16 protein-coding genes are annotated in these 17,410 nt (G+C 70.0%); 11 read left to right on the top strand and 5 right to left on the bottom strand.

Features of this window, described 5'->3' with window-relative positions:
- Positions 1-39 precede the first annotated feature (39 nt).
- Entirely contained in the window at positions 40-984 is a 945-nt protein-coding gene (gene pheA, locus BQ8008_RS10450) for a prephenate dehydratase (protein WP_108833939.1), read from the top strand.
- Between the two features lie 343 nt (positions 985-1,327).
- Positions 1,328-1,873: a low molecular weight protein-tyrosine-phosphatase gene (locus BQ8008_RS10445; RefSeq protein ID WP_199908038.1), complete on the top strand. Its 546-nt coding sequence runs from the start codon at positions 1,328-1,330 to the stop codon at positions 1,871-1,873.
- Between the two features lie 2 nt (positions 1,874-1,875).
- On the opposite strand, the gene BQ8008_RS10440 is transcribed toward BQ8008_RS10445, so the two are convergent.
- Positions 1,876-3,099 carry an alpha/beta hydrolase gene (locus tag BQ8008_RS10440; RefSeq protein WP_234415356.1) on the bottom strand — a complete coding sequence of 408 codons (1,224 nt, stop codon included), beginning with the start codon at positions 3,097-3,099 and terminating at the stop codon, positions 1,876-1,878.
- Between the two features lie 232 nt (positions 3,100-3,331).
- Between BQ8008_RS10440 and BQ8008_RS10435 the strand changes: the two genes are divergently transcribed.
- From BQ8008_RS10435 to BQ8008_RS10425, 3 genes are all read left to right on the top strand, one after another.
- Positions 3,332-4,570 (top strand): methionine ABC transporter ATP-binding protein, encoded by a 1,239-nt coding sequence (locus BQ8008_RS10435; protein ID WP_108833937.1) that lies wholly within the window; start codon positions 3,332-3,334, stop codon positions 4,568-4,570.
- Complete coding sequence (locus BQ8008_RS10430; RefSeq protein WP_108833936.1) at positions 4,567-5,283, top strand: methionine ABC transporter permease; 717 nt, start codon at positions 4,567-4,569, stop codon at positions 5,281-5,283. The genes BQ8008_RS10435 and BQ8008_RS10430 overlap by 4 nt, the downstream gene beginning before the upstream one ends.
- A 125-nt stretch (positions 5,284-5,408) precedes the next feature.
- Entirely contained in the window at positions 5,409-6,272 is an 864-nt protein-coding gene (locus BQ8008_RS10425; protein ID WP_108833935.1) for a MetQ/NlpA family ABC transporter substrate-binding protein, read from the top strand.
- A gap of 121 nt (positions 6,273-6,393) precedes the next feature.
- Here BQ8008_RS10425 and BQ8008_RS10420 read toward each other — a convergent pair whose 3' ends face one another.
- From BQ8008_RS10420 to BQ8008_RS13470, 4 genes are all read right to left on the bottom strand, one after another.
- Positions 6,394-7,590, bottom strand: coding sequence for a glycerate kinase family protein (locus BQ8008_RS10420; RefSeq protein WP_108833934.1), 1,197 nt, complete (start codon positions 7,588-7,590; stop codon positions 6,394-6,396).
- A 128-nt stretch (positions 7,591-7,718) separates the two neighbouring features.
- Positions 7,719-9,290, bottom strand: a complete 1,572-nt coding sequence (locus tag BQ8008_RS10415) for an SLC13 family permease (protein WP_108833933.1) — start codon at positions 9,288-9,290, stop codon at positions 7,719-7,721.
- Complete coding sequence (locus tag BQ8008_RS10410; RefSeq protein WP_234415355.1) at positions 9,287-10,756, bottom strand: sensor histidine kinase; 1,470 nt, start codon at positions 10,754-10,756, stop codon at positions 9,287-9,289. Before BQ8008_RS10410 ends, BQ8008_RS10415 begins: the two co-directional genes overlap by 4 nt.
- Before the next feature lie 75 nt (positions 10,757-10,831).
- Positions 10,832-10,981, bottom strand: a complete 150-nt coding sequence (locus BQ8008_RS13470) for a hypothetical protein (RefSeq protein WP_199907978.1) — start codon at positions 10,979-10,981, stop codon at positions 10,832-10,834.
- Between the two features lie 454 nt (positions 10,982-11,435).
- On the opposite strand from BQ8008_RS13470, the gene BQ8008_RS10405 reads away from it, so the two are divergent.
- From BQ8008_RS10405 to BQ8008_RS10380, 6 genes are all read left to right on the top strand, one after another.
- Positions 11,436-12,176: an ABC transporter ATP-binding protein gene (locus tag BQ8008_RS10405; protein WP_108834905.1), complete on the top strand. Its 741-nt coding sequence runs from the start codon at positions 11,436-11,438 to the stop codon at positions 12,174-12,176.
- Positions 12,173-13,564, top strand: coding sequence for an FtsX-like permease family protein (locus BQ8008_RS10400; RefSeq protein WP_108833931.1), 1,392 nt, complete (start codon positions 12,173-12,175; stop codon positions 13,562-13,564). Before BQ8008_RS10405 ends, BQ8008_RS10400 begins: the two co-directional genes overlap by 4 nt.
- A 158-nt stretch (positions 13,565-13,722) precedes the next feature.
- Entirely contained in the window at positions 13,723-14,214 is a 492-nt protein-coding gene (locus BQ8008_RS10395) for a helix-turn-helix domain-containing protein (protein WP_108834903.1), read from the top strand.
- Positions 14,215-14,217: 3 nt separating this feature from the next.
- The gene (locus tag BQ8008_RS10390; protein ID WP_108833930.1) at positions 14,218-14,805 is read left to right on the top strand and encodes a PIN domain-containing protein; all 588 of its coding nucleotides are present in this window, start codon (positions 14,218-14,220) and stop codon (positions 14,803-14,805) included.
- A 125-nt stretch (positions 14,806-14,930) separates the two neighbouring features.
- Entirely contained in the window at positions 14,931-16,223 is a 1,293-nt protein-coding gene (locus BQ8008_RS10385; protein ID WP_234415353.1) for a sensor histidine kinase, read from the top strand.
- A 3-nt stretch (positions 16,224-16,226) separates the two neighbouring features.
- Positions 16,227-16,916, top strand: a complete 690-nt coding sequence (locus tag BQ8008_RS10380; RefSeq protein WP_108833928.1) for a response regulator transcription factor — start codon at positions 16,227-16,229, stop codon at positions 16,914-16,916.
- Positions 16,917-17,410: the final 494 nt, after the last annotated feature.

The following is a 17,410-nucleotide window of genomic DNA, read 5'->3' as shown; positions in this document are numbered from 1 at the left end:
GTTCCGGCCGACCGGCCCGGACCTGGCTACCCTGTGCCCATGACTGCTCCCGCCCCGCTCTGGTCCTTCCTGGGACCGGCCGGTACCTTCACCGAGATGGCGCTGCGCCAGGTCGCCCCCGTCAACGTCGAGCTCGACCCCTGCCCGGACGTCCCCACGGCCCTGGACCACCTGCGCGAGCGCACGGTGGAGGCCGCCGTCGTGCCCATCGAGAACTCCGTCGAGGGCGGCGTCAACGCCACGCTCGACAACCTCGTGGCCTCCACGCCCCTGGTCATCGCCGCCGAGATGGCCGTGCCGATCGCCTTCGTCCTGGCCGGCCGCCCCGGCACCCGCCTGGAGGACGTGCACGCCATCTCCACCCACCCGCACGCCTGGGCGCAGTGCCGCGGCTGGGTCCACCACAACCTGCCAGGCGCCGTCTACGTGGCCGGAACCTCCACCTCGGCACCCGCCCGCGCGCTGGCCGCCTCCGACGAGGATACCGGCTTCCAGGCCGTCCTGTGCAACCCGCTTGCCGCCAAGGAGTACGGGCTGGAGGTCATCGCCGGGGGCGTCGCGGACAATCCCGACGCCGTGACCCGCTTCGTCAAGGTGACCCGGCCCGGCCGCGTGGGCGAGCCGACCGGCGCCGACAAGACCACCCTCCTCGTCCAGCTGCCGCACGACCGCTCCGGCGCGCTGCTGGACATGCTCGAGCAGTTCAGTGCCCGCGGCGTCAACCTCTCGCGCATCGAGTCCCGGCCCGTGGGCGACTCCCTGGGCCGCTACCGCTTCTCCATCGACGTCGAGGGGCACGTGCGCGAGGAGCGGGTTCAGGCCGCCCTCATCGGGCTGCACCGCACCTGCCCGGTGGTGCGGTTCCTGGGCTCCTACCCGCGGCTGGACGCCCGACCGACGGCGGTGCTGGCCGGCACCAGCGACAAGGACTTCGTCGTGGCCCGCTCCTGGGTGGCCGACGTCCTCGACGGTCGCGCGCTCTAGGCCTGCCCGCGTTGCCGACGGGGGCATTCCGTGCGGCCGGGTGCGTGTAGCTCCGGGCGGGGGCATTCGACGCCGTCAGGGGCGGAACTCCTGCACCCCTGCGCGTGGGATGTCCCCAGCCGCAAGGAAAGGTCCCCGTACGCGTGGCACGTCCCCATCGAACGCGACCCCGGCCGGTGGACAGGCACCCGGGCCGTGCGCAAGGCTCGGGGTCGTGACCACCTCTGACGCCAGCGCCGAGACAACCGCCGCTGTGACCGCTTCCGCCTCCGTCTCCCGTCCGGTCGTCCCGGCGCCTGCCTCATTGCCTCGACGCCGCGGCTCCGGGACCTACCGCGTCATCATGGTGTGCACCGGCAACATCTGCCGCTCCGCCATGGCCGAGATCGTCCTGGGCGACCGCCTCGCCGCCGCGGGGATTCGCATGCGCGAGCCCGACGGCGTGGTCGTCACCTCCGCCGGTGTCTCCGACGAGGAGCGCGGCAACCCCATCGACTCCCGGGCCCGCCGCGTCCTGGCCGAGGCCGGCTACGGCACCGGCGCCGACGATGTCTCGCGCGCCACGGACATCGCCATCACCTCCCACACCGCCCACCGCATCACCGACGCCGAGATCGCCGAGGCCGACCTCCTGCTGGCCATGACCGACTCCCACTGGAACGTCCTTCAGCGCCGCGCCGCCGGCCTGGGGACGGAGCCCTCCAGGATCCGCATGTACCGCGAGCTCGACCCCGCCGCCGCCCAGCAGGCCGAGGCCGTTGCCGCGGGTCGGGCCTCCCGCAGCGTCCTCAACGTCCCTGACCCCTGGTACGGCACCATGGCCGACTTCGTCGACACCCTCGAGGTCGTTGAACGGGTCAGCGATGAGCTCACCGCGCTCCTCGGCTGAGCTCAGTGCAGGCGGTTGTCCAGCCAGTGCATGACGGCCTGAAGGTACTCGGCGCGCGCCAGCGGCCCGGACAGGGCCAGGTCGTGGACGCCCTCGGGGATCTGGCGGACAGTGACGTCGTCGCCCAGGTACTGGGAGCGGTCGATGATCTGCTCCACGTCGAGGACCACGTCGGAGCGCTGGGCCTCCTCCAGGCTCGCCTTCGCGCCGTTGCTGACCGTTGAGCAGCACACGAGGATCGGTACGCGGATGCCCAGCCCGTGGTGGACCTCCCGCTGCAGACGGCGGATCCCCGCCAGGAACCCGGCTCGCACAGGGAAGGACGGCGCCGGCTTGAGCGCCAGGTCCCAGTCCCACTCTCCGCGCCAGCGCCGGTGCAGGGCCGCCCCGTAGTTGTCCTCCGCGCCGCTGCCGGGCTCGCTGATGACACGCTCGGGGTCCCAGCGCGAGATGAGGTCCACCAGGGCCGACCCGTAGGAGCGCACGAGCGCCGAGCCGCGCAGGTCCAGCCACGGGGAGTTGAGCACGACCGCGTCCACGGTCCCGGGGTGGTCGGCCGCCCAGATGGCCGCCTGCAGCCCGCCGGTCGAGTGCCCGTTGAGGACGACGACGTCGTGCCCGTGCTCGGAGCGGATGATGCGCAGCGCCTCGGAGATCTCCTCGTCGTGGACGCGCAGGTCGCGCACGTCGTGCGGGGAGGCGTGCCCGACGCCGGCGCGCCCGCAGGACCGCAGGTCCAGCGCGTAGAACTCGTAGCCGGCGTCGAGGTAGGCCTGCGCCAGGTGGGACTGGAAGAAGTAGTCGCTGCGCCCGTGGAGGTAGAGGACCGCGCGCGAGTGGCGCGGCCGGCTGGCCCGGCCGGCCGCCTCGCGCTGGTAGACGAGCACGGCGTGGTCCGCGCCGGGTGCCTTCGTGGGCGACTCGGTCACTGGGATACGGCGCGCCAGCCACGGCTCGCCCAGGATGTCGGGCGTGATCGCGCTATCGGGGGCGTCTGCCGTCCCGGCTGTCCTGGGGGCGGCGCCTGGGGCGGTGGTGCGGGTCGGACCTGCCGGGGCTGCTGGCTTCGCGGCGTCGGCCGGAGCCGGAGGCGGGGGCACGGGCCCGAGGCCGGCGGGGATCTTCGCAGGCGGCGAGGGCGCGGGTGCGGGCGACGTCGAATCGTCCCCCGTGGCGGGTCCGGTCGGGGTCGGCTCGGGGGAGGTCTGATCTGAGGTCGCACTCATGAGCAGATCCAAACATGCCGCCCTGTGCGGTGCGAGTAGCGTCGCCGATACGAGACCTGGGAATACTCAGAACGTTGCCCAGGCGTCGACGAAGGCCCGATCGAGAAGGCCCGCCCGGCGGCGAGGGCGCCGGCCCGTGATTCGGTCTGCCGCGGGCTCGGCGTCAGCGTGACCTAGGTCCCTTGGGGCCCGCCTCGCTTGCATTGCCGAGGAGACGCTGCGTAAGTTATTTGTGGCCATCCAGAGCAACCGAGAGACCTGGCTCGACGACATTGCAGCAACCCCCTTCATGGTGCGGGTGCTTCCGCCAGGAACGATGGAGGAATACGTGACGACATCAGATCAGTCGGCTGCCGGTTCTGACCGGCGCGAGGGGAATGACCCCTCGGGCCCGCAGGGCGTTGGCCACCAGGAGGGCGTGAGCGCCGACCCTCGGGGCGCCGATTCGCGAGACTCTGAGGCGGACTCCTCCGCCGAGCCCATGATCTCCCTGCGCGACGTCCACAAGGTCTACCGTCTGCGCAGCGGCCGGGAGGTGCGGGCCCTGGACGGCCTCAGCCTCGACGTCGCCCCCGGCTCCATCCACGGCATCGTCGGCACCTCCGGCGCCGGCAAGTCCACGCTCGTGCGCTGCCTGACCTCCCTGGAGCGCCCCACCAGCGGCCACGTGAGCGTCGACGGCCAGGACATGACCACCCTGTCCGCCGGGCAGCTGCGCGAGGCCCGACGCCGCATCGGCATGGTCTTCCAGCACGCCAACCTTCTGGACCAGCGCACCACCGCACAGAACATCGCCTACCCGCTGGCGCTCGCGGGCGTCCCGGGCGGGCAGCGCCGCCCGATCGTGGAGCGCATGCTCAGCCTGGTGGGCCTGGCCGACCGCGGCGCCTCCTACCCCTCCCAGCTCTCCGGCGGACAGAAGCAGCGCGTCGGCATCGCCCGCGCGCTCGCCGACGACCCGGCCGTCCTCCTGTGCGACGAGCCCACCTCCGCCCTGGACCCGGAGACGACCCGCTCCATCCTTGACCTCATCAAGAGCGTGCGCGACACCCTGGGCCTGACCGTCATCATCATCACCCACGAGATGAGCGTGGTCCGCCAGGTCTGCGATTCCGTCAGCCTGCTCGAGGCCGGCAGAATCGTCCAGAGCGGCCGCCTGGAGGACGTCGTGCTCGACGTCGACTCCCGGCTCTCGCGCGAGATCGTACCCTTCCCGAAGGTGCCCGAGGCCGCGGTCGCCCACGGGGAGAGCGTCATCGACGTCTCCATCACCGCCCACCCGGGCCAGCCCGCCGCGGTCGCCCTCATGTCCATGGTGGCCGAGCTCGGCGGCGACATCGCCGCCGGTGTCTTCGAGACCATCGGGGACGCCCAGATCGGGCGTCTGGCCGTCACCGTCCCCGGGTCCGACACCGAACAGGCCGTGAGCACCCTGCGTCAGGCCGGTATTGCTGCGGAGGTCCGCTCATGAACTCGATGCTCCTCCCGCTGACTGAGGCCGCGGCCCGCTCGAGCAACCGCACCTGGTTCGATAACCCGGTCATCCAGCGCAAGCTCGGTGACGCCCTCATCGAGACCCTGTCGATGACCTTCGTCTCCGGGGCCCTGACGATCCTCTTCGGTCTTCTGCTCGGGCTCGCCCTGGTCTCCACCGGCAAGCGCGGTCAGTTCCGCAACCCGGCGCTGTACTGGGTGCTCTCCCAGATCGTCAACATCGGCCGCTCCATGCCCTTCATCATCCTCATGGTGGCCCTCATCCCGATCACGCGGATGCTCGTGGGCACCTCACTGGGCTGGCAGGCGGCCTGCGTGCCGCTGACGATCGGCGCGATCCCCTTCTACGCGCGCCTGGTGGAGACGGCCATCAACGACGTCGACCACGGCAAGGTCGAGGCCGCCCTCATGATGGGCGCCTCCGGACAGCAGATCACCTGGGGCGTCCTCGTGCGAGAGGCCCTGCCGATCCTCATCCAGTCGGCGACCGTCACCATCATCACCCTCCTGGGCTACTCCGCCATGGCCGGTGCCGTCGGCGGCGGCGGCGTGGGCGACCTCGCCATCCAGTACGGCTACCAGCGCAACATGGTGGACGTCATGGTCATCACCGTGGTGGTCATCGTCATCATCGTGGGCATCATCCAGCTCATCGGCGACATGCTCAGCCGGCTGGTGAACCACCGCTGAGGCGATCACCAGCCGGGTAAGCGCGCTGAGCCGTCCAGAGCCGGTCGGCTGCGTCGTCGGCCCCAGCACCGTCAGACCTCCCCTCCCCGACATTGGGGCCACCCGGCCCTGCGAAAGGAACCACTATGTCCTCCTCCATCTCCCGCCGCACCGTCATCGCCGGCGGCCTGGCCACCGCCGCCGCCCTCACCCTGGCCGCCTGCGGCTCCAAGTCCGGCAAGAACGGCGACGTCCAGGGCATCAAGGTCGACGGCGGCACCGCCACGATCACCATCGGCGCCACCCCCAAGCCCCACGTCGAGATCCTCCAGTGGGTCCAGGACAACCTCACCGAGGGCTCCGGCATCAAGCTGGACATCAAGGAGATCAACGACTACCAGACCCCCAACTCCTCCCTGGACGACGGGTCGCTGGCCGCCAATTTCTACCAGACCCCCAACTTCCTGGAGCAGCAGAACAAGGAGAAGGGCTACGACTTCGTCTCCATCGCCGACGTCCACATCGAGCCCATGGGCATCTACACCTCCAAGGGCTACAAGGACGTCAAGGAGATCCAGGACGGCGGCACGATCGTCCTCAACAACGACCCGGCCAACACGGCGCGCGGCCTCAAGCTCCTGGCCGTGGCCGGGCTCATCGAGCTGGACAAGTCCGCCGAGCTGCCCACTGACACCGACGTGACCTCCAACCCGAAGAACCTCAAGTTCACCACCGTCGACGGCGCCCAGGTCTACAAGTCGATGCCGGACGCCGAGGCCGCGGTCATCAACGGCAACTACGCCATCGAGGCCGGGCTCAGCCCGAAGAACGACTCCCTCTTCCTGGAGAAGGGCGGCAAGGACTCCGAGTACCCCAACCAGCTCGTCGTGCGCAAGGACGACAAGGACAACGAGCACCTCAAGAAGCTCGCCAAGCTCCTCAACGACGAAAAGCTGCGCCAGTACATCACCACGACCTGGCCCGACGAGGCCGTCATCCCGGCGTTCTGACGTCAGGGGCTGCGGGCTGGTCGCGGGGGCCGGCTGCGGTTGGTCGTGAGGCCGGCCGCGGCCGGCCCCCGCCCGTTCGAGGATGCACCCGGCCGCGCAGAGTGTCCCCGCCCGTGTCGGTTCAGGCGGCGATGGCGGCGCCCAGGAGGATGAGGCGCAGCGCCCGCTCGGTGGCGTCGGTGACGAGCTCCTCGGCGCGGGAGACTGCCTCGGGCAGGTCCATGGGGACCGGGATGATGCCCATGACGGCGTCGATCCCGGCGGCGTGGACCGCCTCGGAGCCGTGGCCGATCGAGCCGGCCAGCGCGATAACAGGCTTGCCCGCCAGCTTGGCCCGGCGCCCCACCTCGGCGGGGATCTTGCCACGGGGCGTCTGGAAGTCGACGGCGCCCTCGGCGGTGATGACCAGGTCCGCTCGGGCGATCTGGGCGTCGAGGTCGACCCCGCACAGGTCGGCATCCATGAGCACATCGAAGCGTGAGCGCAGCCTGGCCCCCAGCCCAGCGGCGAGCCCAGCGCCCAGTCCGCCCGAGGCTCCGGTGCCCGGGCCGGTGAGCAGGTTACGGTGGGCGGCCTGGGAGGGGAAGGCCTCGGCCAGGAGACCGGCCCAGTGGACCAGCCCCTTCTCGAGAGCCTCCACCTGCTCGGGGCTCGCCCCCTTCTGCGGCCCGAAGACACGGGCCACCCCGTGCTCGCCGGTGAGGAGATTGTGCATGTTGCCGGCCACGAGGACCTCGACGCCGCGCAGGCGGGGGTCCATGTCGGAGGTCTCGATCCGCTGGACCCGGATCAGGTTCGAGCCGATCGGGTCGACCTCGTGGCCATCGGCGTCCAGGAGCCGGGCGCCCAGGGCGACGAGCGCCCCCGCCCCGCCGTCGCAGGTCCCCGAGTCGCCGCAGCCGATGATGATGCGCTGGGCCCCGCCGTCGAGCGCCACCGAGATGAGCTCGCCGACGCCGGTCGTCGTCGTGGCGCCGGGGTCTCGCATGCCGGCGGGCACCAGGCGCAGGCCGGCCGCCGCGGCCATCTCCACCAACCAGGTCCCCTGGGCCGAGCCGCCCAGCCGGGCCAGGTAGGAGTCGACCGGCTCGCCGACGGGACCGGTGACGCGGGTGGTGACGAGGTCGCCGCCGGTGGCCCGGGCCATCGTGGCCGCCGAGCCCTCTCCGCCGTCGACCAGGGGCAGCTCGACGACGACGGCGCCGGGCAGGAGGCGGCGCACCCCGGCGGCCACCGCCTGGCACACCCCTTCGGGGGAGAGGCTCTCCTTGAAGCCCGAGGGGGCGACGAGAATGCGGGTGGGTACGGTCGTAGGCATGATCTTCCTCCGGAAGTACTGGGTTGTCATGATGTGTCAGGAGATGGCGGGGGTGGTTGGGAAACAGAGAGGTACGAGGCAATGGCGTTCCGCAGTGAGACCGTCCGACGCCGCTGGGCCGGCCGGTCTCACCAGTGCAGGCCCAGCAGCGGCCACAGCCAGGCGCTGCAGGCCATGACCAGGACCACCATGAGGGGCCCCAGAAGCAGCGACAGGCGTCGCAGGTCCTCGGGGGAGAAGGTCTCCGTGCCGTCGATGTCGGAGAACATGGCCACCGGCTTGGCCGAGGACGGCAGCGTGTGGCAGAAGCCGGCGGCCGCCGTCGAGGCGAAGGCGGCCGCGGCCGGGTTCACGCCCACCGCCGGCGCCAAGGCCACGATGATCGGGATGAGCACCGCCGAGCGGGCCGAGCGCGACTGGATGACCAGGTGGGAGGCGGTCGAGAGCCCCACCACCACGAGCATGAAGGGCCAGGGCGAGTCGATCCGCAGGGCATCGAAGGCCGAGGTCGCCACCCACTCCGCGGCGCCGGTGGACACCAGCGCGTCTCCCATGGCGAGGGTGGCCGCCATGAAGACCAGCAGCGACCAGGGGGCCTTGGCCAGCGCCTTGCGCAGCGCTACCGAGCCGTAGCCGGGCAGCGAGGTCACCAGCACGCCCAGGAGGGCCACGATGGCTGGGTCGACGCCGTGCAGGGACTCGGTGCACCACAGCACCACCACCGTGCCGACGAGCAGGGCGGCCCGGTTCTCGGCCTGGGTCAGGGGACCGGTGAGCGGGGTCGGGCAGGCCGCTGCGAGGTCGGCGATGTCGACGCGCACCCGACGGCGCATGTCCTCCTTGCGGGTGAACAGCCACACGATGAGCTCGGTGGACAGGTGGCTGGACAGGGCCGCCAGGGGCAGGCCCAGCAGGAGCCAGCCGGCGAAGGAGAACTCCTGCCCACCGGCCGAGGCCACGATGTGGGAGGTCACCAGGTGGGCGCCCGCCCCCAGGAAGGAACCGACCGCGGACAGCAGGATGACGGTGGGGAAGATGAGCGACAGGGCGTGGATGAGCCGCTTGCGTGAGGCTGCCAGAGCGGGGTCCTTGTCCGCCCCGGTGCGCAGCGCGCTGGCCAGGGACGTGTAGACCGGTAGCAGCAGAGCCGCCCGCCCCGAGGTGGAGGGGGCTGCGAAGACCGTGGCGACGATCGCGGCCGTCACCAGGTGGACCAGGACGCGTGGGTGGTCGGTGCCGGTCACCAGCCAGGCCGCCAGGCGTCCGGTGAGGCCCGAGGCGCTCACCCCGACGGCGATGACGAAGGCCGCCACCAGCAGCCAGATCGTGTCGTCCCCGAGGCTCGCGAACATCTCGTCCGGGCTCAGGCCGCCGGTGAGGACCAGGGCGGTGGCGGCGCCCAGGGAGATGTAGGTGTCGTCGACGTTGGTGAAGGCCCAGGCCCACACCGCGGTGATGAAGATGATCAGGGTGAGCGCGCCGGTGACCGACAGGCTCCCCTCGGCGCCGCCCGCCCGCCAGGAGGCCACCCCGACCGCCGCGCACAGGCCCGCGGCGAGGACGGCGGACAGGATGCGACGCCACGGCAGACGCCGGGCCGGAGCGGGCTCGCCGCGCCTCGCCAGGGAGAGCGGCAGGGTCTCGCGCACGGTGGGTGTGTCGGTCTCGAAGGAGTTGGCGGTGTCAGTCGCGGTGGTCATGAGCCGGCCTCCTCTCCCGAGGCGTCATGCGCGCGGTCGTCGTGGGCAACCGCCGGCTCACCGGTGGTCACTCGGGGCGCCGTGTCCGCCGAGGTGCGTGAGGAGGGGACGGTGGCCGGGGAGGAGACGACGGCGGGATCGGGGTCCGAGGAGAGGTTCCAGGAACTGTCGGCCGGGATGCGCAGGCCGACGGTGGCCCCCTGGCCGGAGGCGGAGATGGCGAACACGGTGCCGTCGTGGGCGTCGGCGATGGCCCGTACGATGGCCAGGCCCAGCCCGGCGCCGCGCGGCCTACCACCGGTCTCGCCCTGCGTGAAGCGCTCGAAGAGCCAGTCGACGTCGTCGTCGGCCAGTCCCGGACCCTCGTCGGTCACGGAGATCTCCAGCCCGCTGCGGCCGTAGCCGTCGGTGCCGGGGGCGATGGTGAGGGTCAGGGGGCCGTCGCCGTGCTGCAGCCCGTTGCGGGCGAGGTGGCCGGTGGCCTGACGCACGCGCTCGACGTCGAGCGTGGCCGTGCCCCGGACCCTCAGATCGAGCTTCCAGCGGCCCGGGGCCATGGCCTCGACGTCGTCGAGCAGGGTGCGGGCCAGCTCGGTGACCTCGACGTCGGGAGTGAGGTGGGCGAAGTCGCGCCGTTCGGCCTGGGTGAGGGACTGGAGGTCGTCGAGGATCCGTTGCAGCTCGGCGATCTGAGCGCGTTGCTGGAGGACGGTACGGGTGGCCGGCTGGCTGGCCAGGCGCGCGTCCAAGACGGCCAGGGGACCGGAGATCTCCTGGTGAGCGCGCAGGACGAACTGGGTCTGGCCGTCGAAGGCCTCCTGGAGGCGGTCTAGCATGTCGTTGAACTCCTCGGTCAGGCCGGCGATGTCATCACGGCCCTTGACGGGCAGGCGCCGGTTGAGGTCCTGGGTGGAGACGGAGGCGGCCGCGGTGCGCAGGTCGCGCAGGGGCCTGAGGATCTGGCGGGCCACGAGCAGCCCGACGACGCCGGTGAGGACCAGGACGGCCGCGCTGATGCCGACCATGAGCCAGATCGTGGCGTTGATCTGGTCCACGCGCGAGGCGGTGAAGCTCATGGTGATGACGGATAGGTGCTGGGAAGGGTCGTTGGGCTCGAGCTCGACCCGGGCCCAGCGGACCTCTCCGCTGCCGTAGTCGGTGGCGCCCGACGGCGACTGCAGCAGTTTCACGAACAGGGGATCCGTGCTGGTCAGGTTCAGGGTCGGGGCGGAGGCGCCGGAGGCCTGGGTGGCCTGGCCTGTGGCGTGGTTGTAGATGATGGTGGCTTCCCGGTCGGTGAGCTGCTGGCTGTCCCGGTAGACCTCCATGAGGCGGGTGGTGGAGGTGAAGGGCTGGGAGGTCCGCGGGTCGACGCCGGTGGCCGCGAAGTTCTGGAGCTCCTTGACCTCGTGGGCGACGTCGGTGTTGGCGGAGCGGGAGATGTCCGCCATGAGAGTGGAACGCACGGAGACGATCATGCTGGTCAGACCCAGGGCGACGACGAACAGTGTCCAGGCGACGATGCGCAGCCGGGCGGGGAGTCAGCTCCCCTCTCCGGCGGAGGAGAGGTGGACCGGGCTGGGCTGCGCGGGCGGGCCGGGGACGACGGCCATGAACTCGGCGGCCAACGCCAGCGCCACCGGGACGAGCATGAGCAGAGCCAGGGCGAGGATTCGGCGTGAGGTGTTCATGTCTCAACTGTCACGAGCCATCCCTAGAGGGACCACAAGTGAGCATGAGAGTTCTCTTATGTTAAATAGACTAACGAAACAGTAATATTTGTAGGTCTTTGATGATGGCTGGGGGTGCTGCTCGTGGCGGGGGACGTACGTGTCCCACGAGGACTGCGTCTTCCGACAGATCACTGGGGTCTGACTGTCGTCGTGTGCGGGAAGGGCACGTCCTGGGTGCGAAGGCACGTCCTCGATGTGTGCGGCCGGCCGCGTTGTCAGCGGGCCCGGCGTTGTCATCATCTGTGGACAGTTCGCGGTCTGCGGGTCCGGGAGCCGGCGCGGCCGCCTAGGTTGAAACCGCGGGCGCCCGACGGTGTCCAATGGTGCCAGCGGATTCACGGATGAGAGGACGGTCAGATCCATGGTGGTTCGGGGCGGGGACGGTGCGGACAGGGCGGGCGGCGCTGCCGGCATGAGCGCCGTCGGGCCGGCTGTCGAGGCGCGCGATCTGCGCAAGTCCTTCCCGACCCCCGGTGGGGAACCGATCGAGATCCTGCATGGCGTCTCCTGCGCGATGATGCTGGGGCGGATGACGGCGCTGGTCGGCCCCAGCGGCTCGGGCAAGTCGACGGCGCTGCTGTGCCTGGCCGGGTTGGAGGCGGCGACGTCGGGCCGGGTCAGGATCCTCGGGCACGACCTCGGCGGGCTCCCGGCGGCGCGGGTGGCCGAGCTCTACCGCGATCGGGTGGGCTTCGTCTTCCAGGCCTACAACCTCGTGCCCTACCTGACGGTACGGGAGAACATCACGATCGGTGACACTCTGTCCGGCCGGCGCCCCGATTCGGCGAGGGTGCGGGAAGTCCTGGCCGGGCTGGGGCTGGAGGCGCGCGCCGATGCGCCCACGACGACGCTCTCGGGCGGCGAGCAGCAGCGCGTCGCCCTGGGCCGAGTCCTCTACCGCCGTCCACCAGTCGTCTTCGCCGATGAGCCCACCGGGGCCCTGGACACCCGCTCGGCCGCCTTCGTCCTGGCCGAGCTGCGGCGCCTGGCCGACGATGGGGCCGCCGTCGTCCTCGTGACGCACGACCTGGGGGCCGCTGCCCTGGCGGAGACCGTGCTCATCATGCGCGATGGCCGCATTGTCGACCGCCGCTGTGGTGCCACCCCCGACGAGCTGCTGGCCGCCGTCAACCAGACGGGAGCTGCGGCATGACCCGCTACACCCTGCGCGCCCTGGCTGCCCAGTGGCGGGCCTGGTCGGGGACGGTGGCGGTGCTGGCCCTCGCCGCGGGGCTCGTCAACGTCTGCCTGGTGCACCGCATGACCGTCACCCGGCCCGACGTCGTCGCTGCGGCGTGGGCGGCGGGAGTGGACCCGGCCGAGCTCACGGTTCCGGGTGTCTCGGTCGCCTTCTACACCGCGATGGTGACGGTCCCGGTGGTGGCTGTCGTCGGGCAGTCCTGCGTGCAGGCACTGCGCACGAGCTGGGCCCTGTGGCGGCTCGCCGGCGCCCTGCCCCGGCAGGTCCTCGTCGCCGTCCTCGCCACCGTGGCGGTGCTGGGGCTGGTGGCCTGCGTGCCCGGGATCCTGCTGGGGATGGTGGCGGCCCAGCCCTTCGCCTCGGTACTCACCCGCCTGGCGGCCGCGCGCATGGGGCGGATCGAGGTCGCCCAGACGCCGACGACGCTGCTGCTCACCGTGGTGGTCGTGGTCGCCGTCGCGGTCCTGGGGGCAGTGGGCCCGGCACGCGCCGCGGTGCGGACGCCTGCCGTGGAGGCGGTTCGCGACGCGGCCCCGGGTGGGCGACGCCGCATGGGTGTGCTCCGGTGGGTCGCGGCGGGGCTGTGGGGGCTGGCGTGCGCCGGCCAGCTGGTGGCGGCCGTCCTGGTCCGGCCCGGCCGGATGGTGGAGGGGTGGCCGACCGGCGGGGGCCAGGCGACCCTGGCGTCCCTCCTGCTCGCGGTCCTCGTGGTGCTGCTCGCACCCGCGCTCATCCCGGGGCTGCTGCGGATGTGGTCGGCGCCGTTGGCGCGGCTGGGTGGGCCGTGGCTCATTGCGCGCCGTTCGGCGCTGTGGCGCAGTGCCTCGGCGGCGAGTGCCATCGGCCTGCTGGCCCTGGCGATCTCCTTCACTGCGGCGCTCACGACCAGTCTTGCCACGGGGCAGGCGGTGGTGGAGGCGGCGCACCTGAGCGTGGCGATCAACCAGGTGGACTCGCTGGTGCTGGCGGCGATCCTCGGGGCGATGGCGCTGCTGGGGGCCGTGGCCGTTGTCGGCATGTCCTCCCGGTCCCGGCAGCGTGAGCTCGCGGTATTGCGCTGCGCCGGGAGCACGGTGCGCGGCGTGCGCCGGCAGGTGGTCATCGAGGCGGGCCTGTACGTGGGGACGGCGCTGCTGATCTCGATCGTGCCGCTGGCGGTGACGGCGGTCGGCGAGGCTGTTTTCTACGCCAGGGCCGGGCTGCCGCTGGTGGTGCGCCCCGGCGTCGGGCCGGTGCTGCTGGTGGCGCTCCTGTCCTTTCTGGCCCTGGCTATGGTGCTGCTTGCTCCGATCCGGGGCGCCACCCGGACCCCGATCGGCACCGTCCTGGCGGCCGAGTGAGGTTGTGATCGGGTCGTACCGTTGGTTGCCTGGGGTTCGAGGAGTCTGGCAGAAGCGACAGCCCTCGCCTTGTGTCGACGCCTGCTGAGGTTTACACTCAAATCGCTCAAAACGATCAACTCGAAAACAGTGAACGAACAGCAGTGTTGGAGTGTGCCATGACCGTGACGATTGAGAGCAAGACCTACCTTCCTGAGGAGGATGTCGCCGGGCATTTTGCCGAGATAGTGACGGAACTGGAGGCATCCTCCGGTGCGACGCCCCGGCTGACCGTCAATGGTGAGACGATTGACCTCCCTCCCGCGGTGGCTGAGGCCCTTCTTCAGGTCGTGGATGCGATGCGTCGAGGATTGGCCGTGACGGTGGCGCCGCAGGATCAACGTCTGACGACCCAGGAGGCGGCTGACATGCTGGGCATCTCGCGGCCGACGCTGGTCAGGATGTTGGAGGCCGGCGAGATCCCGTTTGAGAAGGTCAGACGGCATCGTCGCTTGTTCCTCACTGACGTGCTGGAATTCCGTGAGCGTCAGCGTCGGGCGGCGAATGAGGCCCTGTCGGACATGGTGGCCGACGCTCAGGCGATGGGCGCCTACGACGATGACCCCGTCGAGGCTCGCCAAGTCCTCAAGGATCTCCGCTCCCAGGACTGACCGATGGCGTTTTCCGCAGTACTTGATGCCTGTGTGCTGGTCCCCAGCACACTGCGAGACGTTCTTCTTGAGATTGCTGTACGGAAGGTCTATAGGCCTTTGTGGAGCGAGAAGATTGAGGAGGAGGTTGAGAGAACAGTACTTCGGCTGCACGCCTTGCGCGATAGGGATGAGGAGGAGTCCCGTGGCTACGTCAAACGACTTCGGCGGCGGATGAACCTGGCGCTGCCAGATGCCCAGGTGCAGGGTTGGGAGACTCTTCTACCCTCGGTCCCCAGACTTCCGGATCCTGGCGACCGGCACGTCGTCGCAGCGGCTCTCATGGGACGCGCGGACGTCATCGTCACGTTCAACCTCAAGGACTTCGACGATGCCGCTCTTCCTGGTGAGTTGTTCACCCAATCTCCAGACGAGTTTCTTCTCGATGTGCTGGGGCTGTATCCCGAGGCGGTTCGGAACGTGTTCACAACAGTGGTATCCCGGACTGGTCGTAAAGGGCCTCGATGGTCTGTCAACGACCTGCTCACCCGCCTCGAGAAAGAGGAACTGAATGCCTTCGTTACTGCTTGCCGTCAGGAGCTGACACTCTGAGGCGTCGGAAATTGTCTCGTGTTATTCGGTGTTTGCCGCGACTGTGCCTTGCGGCCTGCTGACTGCGGCCGGGGTTCAGATCTCGGGGCGTAGGGTACGGACGCAACGGGGAGGGAGGGACGCTGGTGTCCGGTGAAGAGCGCGGCTCGTCGTCGGCGATGAGGCTGAGGAACACCTGGCGGACGCTGGGGGAGTGGGTGCGCCAGCCGGCGCCTGCGCAGGCCGGCCCCGGCATCCTGTCCACGCTGCTTCTCATCCTGTGCGCCACCTACCAGGGCGGCATGATCGGCAGCGCGGTGCTGACCGGCCGCGTCGGCGACGGCGGCCTGGTTGGGGGGATCGCCCCGACCAGAATCGGATTCACGGTTCTCATCCTGGCGGCCATTGGGTCGACGGCGCTCCTGACTGCGCGGCGCAGGCACCCGCTGGCGGTCTTCCTGACCGAGTGCGCCGTGTACGTGGCGGCCTCGGCACTGGGGCTCAACAACTTCTTCCTCGTCCCGGTGCTGGTGGCGCTGGGGAGCGCGGTGAGCCGGCTCCCGCTGTGGCAGCACCTCGCGGTCATCGGTGCGGCCTGTCTCATGGCGACGGCCAGCGCCGTCCTGGTGGCCCCGCCCGGGATCCTGATGGAGGAGTGGCTCAGCCAGGTGGTCGCCGTCCTGATGACGGCCATCGCGGCGATGCTTGCGCGCAGCGTCGCGAACTGGCGGGCGGCGCAAGCCGACGCCAAAGCCGAGCGGGAGCGCTTCCGGGTGCTTCGGGCCGAGCGCGACCGCGCGGTGAGCCGGGCCGGTATCGCCGCGGAGCTGCACGACTCCGTGGGGCACGGCCTGACCACGATCATCGCTCTGTCCGAGGGGTTGGCCGGCAGCGCCGACCCGGAGGTCGATGAGGCGCTCGGTGGCATCAACGAGGTGGCCCGGGAGTGCCTGGAGCAGACGCGCCGGGCGGTCAGGGCCTTGGCCGACGGCGGGGACTCACCGAACCGGGACGGCGCCGGGTGCCGGTCCTGGGATGAGATCAGGAGCGTCGTCGGCAGGGTCCGGTCGCTGGGCGTCACGGTCGTCTTCACCGAGACCGGGCAGCGGGCCGACGACGAAGCCCAGGCCGACCTGTGCTTCGCGCTCACCCGGGAGGCGCTCACCAACGCGGTACGGCACGCCCCGGTGCTGTCGCAGGTGCAGGTGTCCTGGGACCACGGCGAGTCGGCGGTGACGGTGACGGTTCGCAACGACGGCGCCTCGGGTGACAGTGGCGGGGAAGACGACGGCTGCCGTGGTGGGTCTGCGGAGGGGACCGGCCTGCCGCGGCTGCGGGACCGGATCGAGGTGGCGGGAGGATCGCTGGACTGGGGGCCCGAGTCCGACGGCGGCTGGCTGGTGACGGCGACGGTGCCGAGAACTCGCGGTGAGGGCTGAGGCATGGGCGTGGAATCGGAGGGGTTGAGGCCGACGTCGGTCATGATCGTGGACGACCAGCGCTACGCGCGCCTGGGGCTGGCGCTCATGATCCGCAAGGCTCCGGACCTGCGCGTGGTGGGTGAGGCCGGTGACGGGCAGGAGGCGCTGGAGGTCCTGGAGCAGCTGAACCGGTCGTCGGGGCTGCCCGACGTCGTGCTCATGGATGTGCGCATGCCGGGCATGGACGGGATCAGCGCGACCCGGGCGATGGCGCGGCGGTTCCCGACGGTGAAGGTGCTGGTGCTGACCACCTACGACGAGGACGACTACGCCTTCGGGGCGTTGGAGGTGGGGGCGTCGGGGTTTCTGCTCAAGGACGTGCGCGCGGCGCAGCTGGCTCAGGCGGTGCGGGCGGTGGCGCAGGGTGATGCGGTGCTTACGCCGCGCGTCACCAAGGAGCTCATCGCGCGAGGGGTTCCGCGGGCGCTGTCCGGTGCGCAGCGCGAGGAGCTGCGGGAGAGGTTCGGGGCACTCACGCCCAGGGAGTTCGACGTGGCCCGGCTCATCGCGGAGGGGATGTCGAACGAGGAGATTGCCGAGCGGCTCGTGCTGCAGCCCGCCTCCGTGCGCCGCAACGTCAGTCGCATCCTGGCCAAGCTCCACCTGCGCGACCGCGTCCAAATCGCCGTCGCCTGGTACAAGGGTGATTGAAAAATAATGAGTAATCGACGTGAAGTTTAATGGGATTAGTTCAACTGAAATTAACGCAAAATAAGTTCGTTCGGAATAATGGAGTTTAACGTGAAAGCTTCATTAATTTTAGACTGATGGTTTTTGAGGCTCAAATTTGGGTCTTGAGTCTCCCGCCGTCGCAGTGCTACCCTCAAGGCACAGCTCAAGTGATTGGGTCTGAAAGGCAAAGTTTGCCAATCATTCTATGTGTTGCCAGCACTGCATTGAAGATATGGGGATCATTATGGATGACATTATTTCTGAAGTGCGTCGCTGTCTTGACTCGGGTCATTACCGTGCTGCGTTAGCTTTGGCTCTGAAAATCCCGGACATCTGTGGACTTGTCGAATATCCAGAGTGTCGAAAGAGGTCGACTAAACGATACGTGGCTTGGTTTAATGGCCACATCCTCGTCAACTAAGCTAAAAAGTTCACTCCTGAGGGTGAGGTGTCTGAATCGTACTTCAACGGCG

Origin of the sequence: Actinomyces sp. Marseille-P3109, assembly GCF_900323545.1 — a bacterium.
Classification (GTDB): Bacteria; Actinomycetota; Actinomycetes; order Actinomycetales; family Actinomycetaceae; genus Actinomyces.
Note: the sequence above shows the minus strand (reverse complement) of the source record. Positions and strands in the feature narration are given on the sequence as shown.

Excerpts from the sequence above, each read along its gene's own strand:
- BQ8008_RS10400 (WP_108833931.1), top strand. The coding sequence starts at position 12,173 with ATGACCCGCTACACCCTGCGCGCCCTGGCTGCCCAGTGGCGGGCCTGG.
- pheA (WP_108833939.1), top strand. The coding sequence starts at position 40 with ATGACTGCTCCCGCCCCGCTCTGGTCCTTCCTGGGACCGGCCGGTACC.
- BQ8008_RS10425 (WP_108833935.1), top strand. The coding sequence starts at position 5,409 with ATGTCCTCCTCCATCTCCCGCCGCACCGTCATCGCCGGCGGCCTGGCC.
- BQ8008_RS10415 (WP_108833933.1), bottom strand. The coding sequence starts at position 9,290 with ATGACCACCGCGACTGACACCGCCAACTCCTTCGAGACCGACACACCC.
- BQ8008_RS10440 (WP_234415356.1), bottom strand. The coding sequence starts at position 3,099 with ATGAGTGCGACCTCAGATCAGACCTCCCCCGAGCCGACCCCGACCGGA.
- BQ8008_RS10405 (WP_108834905.1), top strand. The coding sequence starts at position 11,436 with ATGAGCGCCGTCGGGCCGGCTGTCGAGGCGCGCGATCTGCGCAAGTCC.
- BQ8008_RS10395 (WP_108834903.1), top strand. The coding sequence starts at position 13,723 with ATGACCGTGACGATTGAGAGCAAGACCTACCTTCCTGAGGAGGATGTC.
- BQ8008_RS10380 (WP_108833928.1), top strand. The coding sequence starts at position 16,227 with ATGGGCGTGGAATCGGAGGGGTTGAGGCCGACGTCGGTCATGATCGTG.
- BQ8008_RS13470 (WP_199907978.1), bottom strand. The coding sequence starts at position 10,981 with ATGAACACCTCACGCCGAATCCTCGCCCTGGCTCTGCTCATGCTCGTC.
- BQ8008_RS10445 (WP_199908038.1), top strand. The coding sequence starts at position 1,328 with ATGGTGTGCACCGGCAACATCTGCCGCTCCGCCATGGCCGAGATCGTC.
- BQ8008_RS10430 (WP_108833936.1), top strand. The coding sequence starts at position 4,567 with ATGAACTCGATGCTCCTCCCGCTGACTGAGGCCGCGGCCCGCTCGAGC.
- BQ8008_RS10420 (WP_108833934.1), bottom strand. The coding sequence starts at position 7,590 with ATGCCTACGACCGTACCCACCCGCATTCTCGTCGCCCCCTCGGGCTTC.
- BQ8008_RS10390 (WP_108833930.1), top strand. The coding sequence starts at position 14,218 with ATGGCGTTTTCCGCAGTACTTGATGCCTGTGTGCTGGTCCCCAGCACA.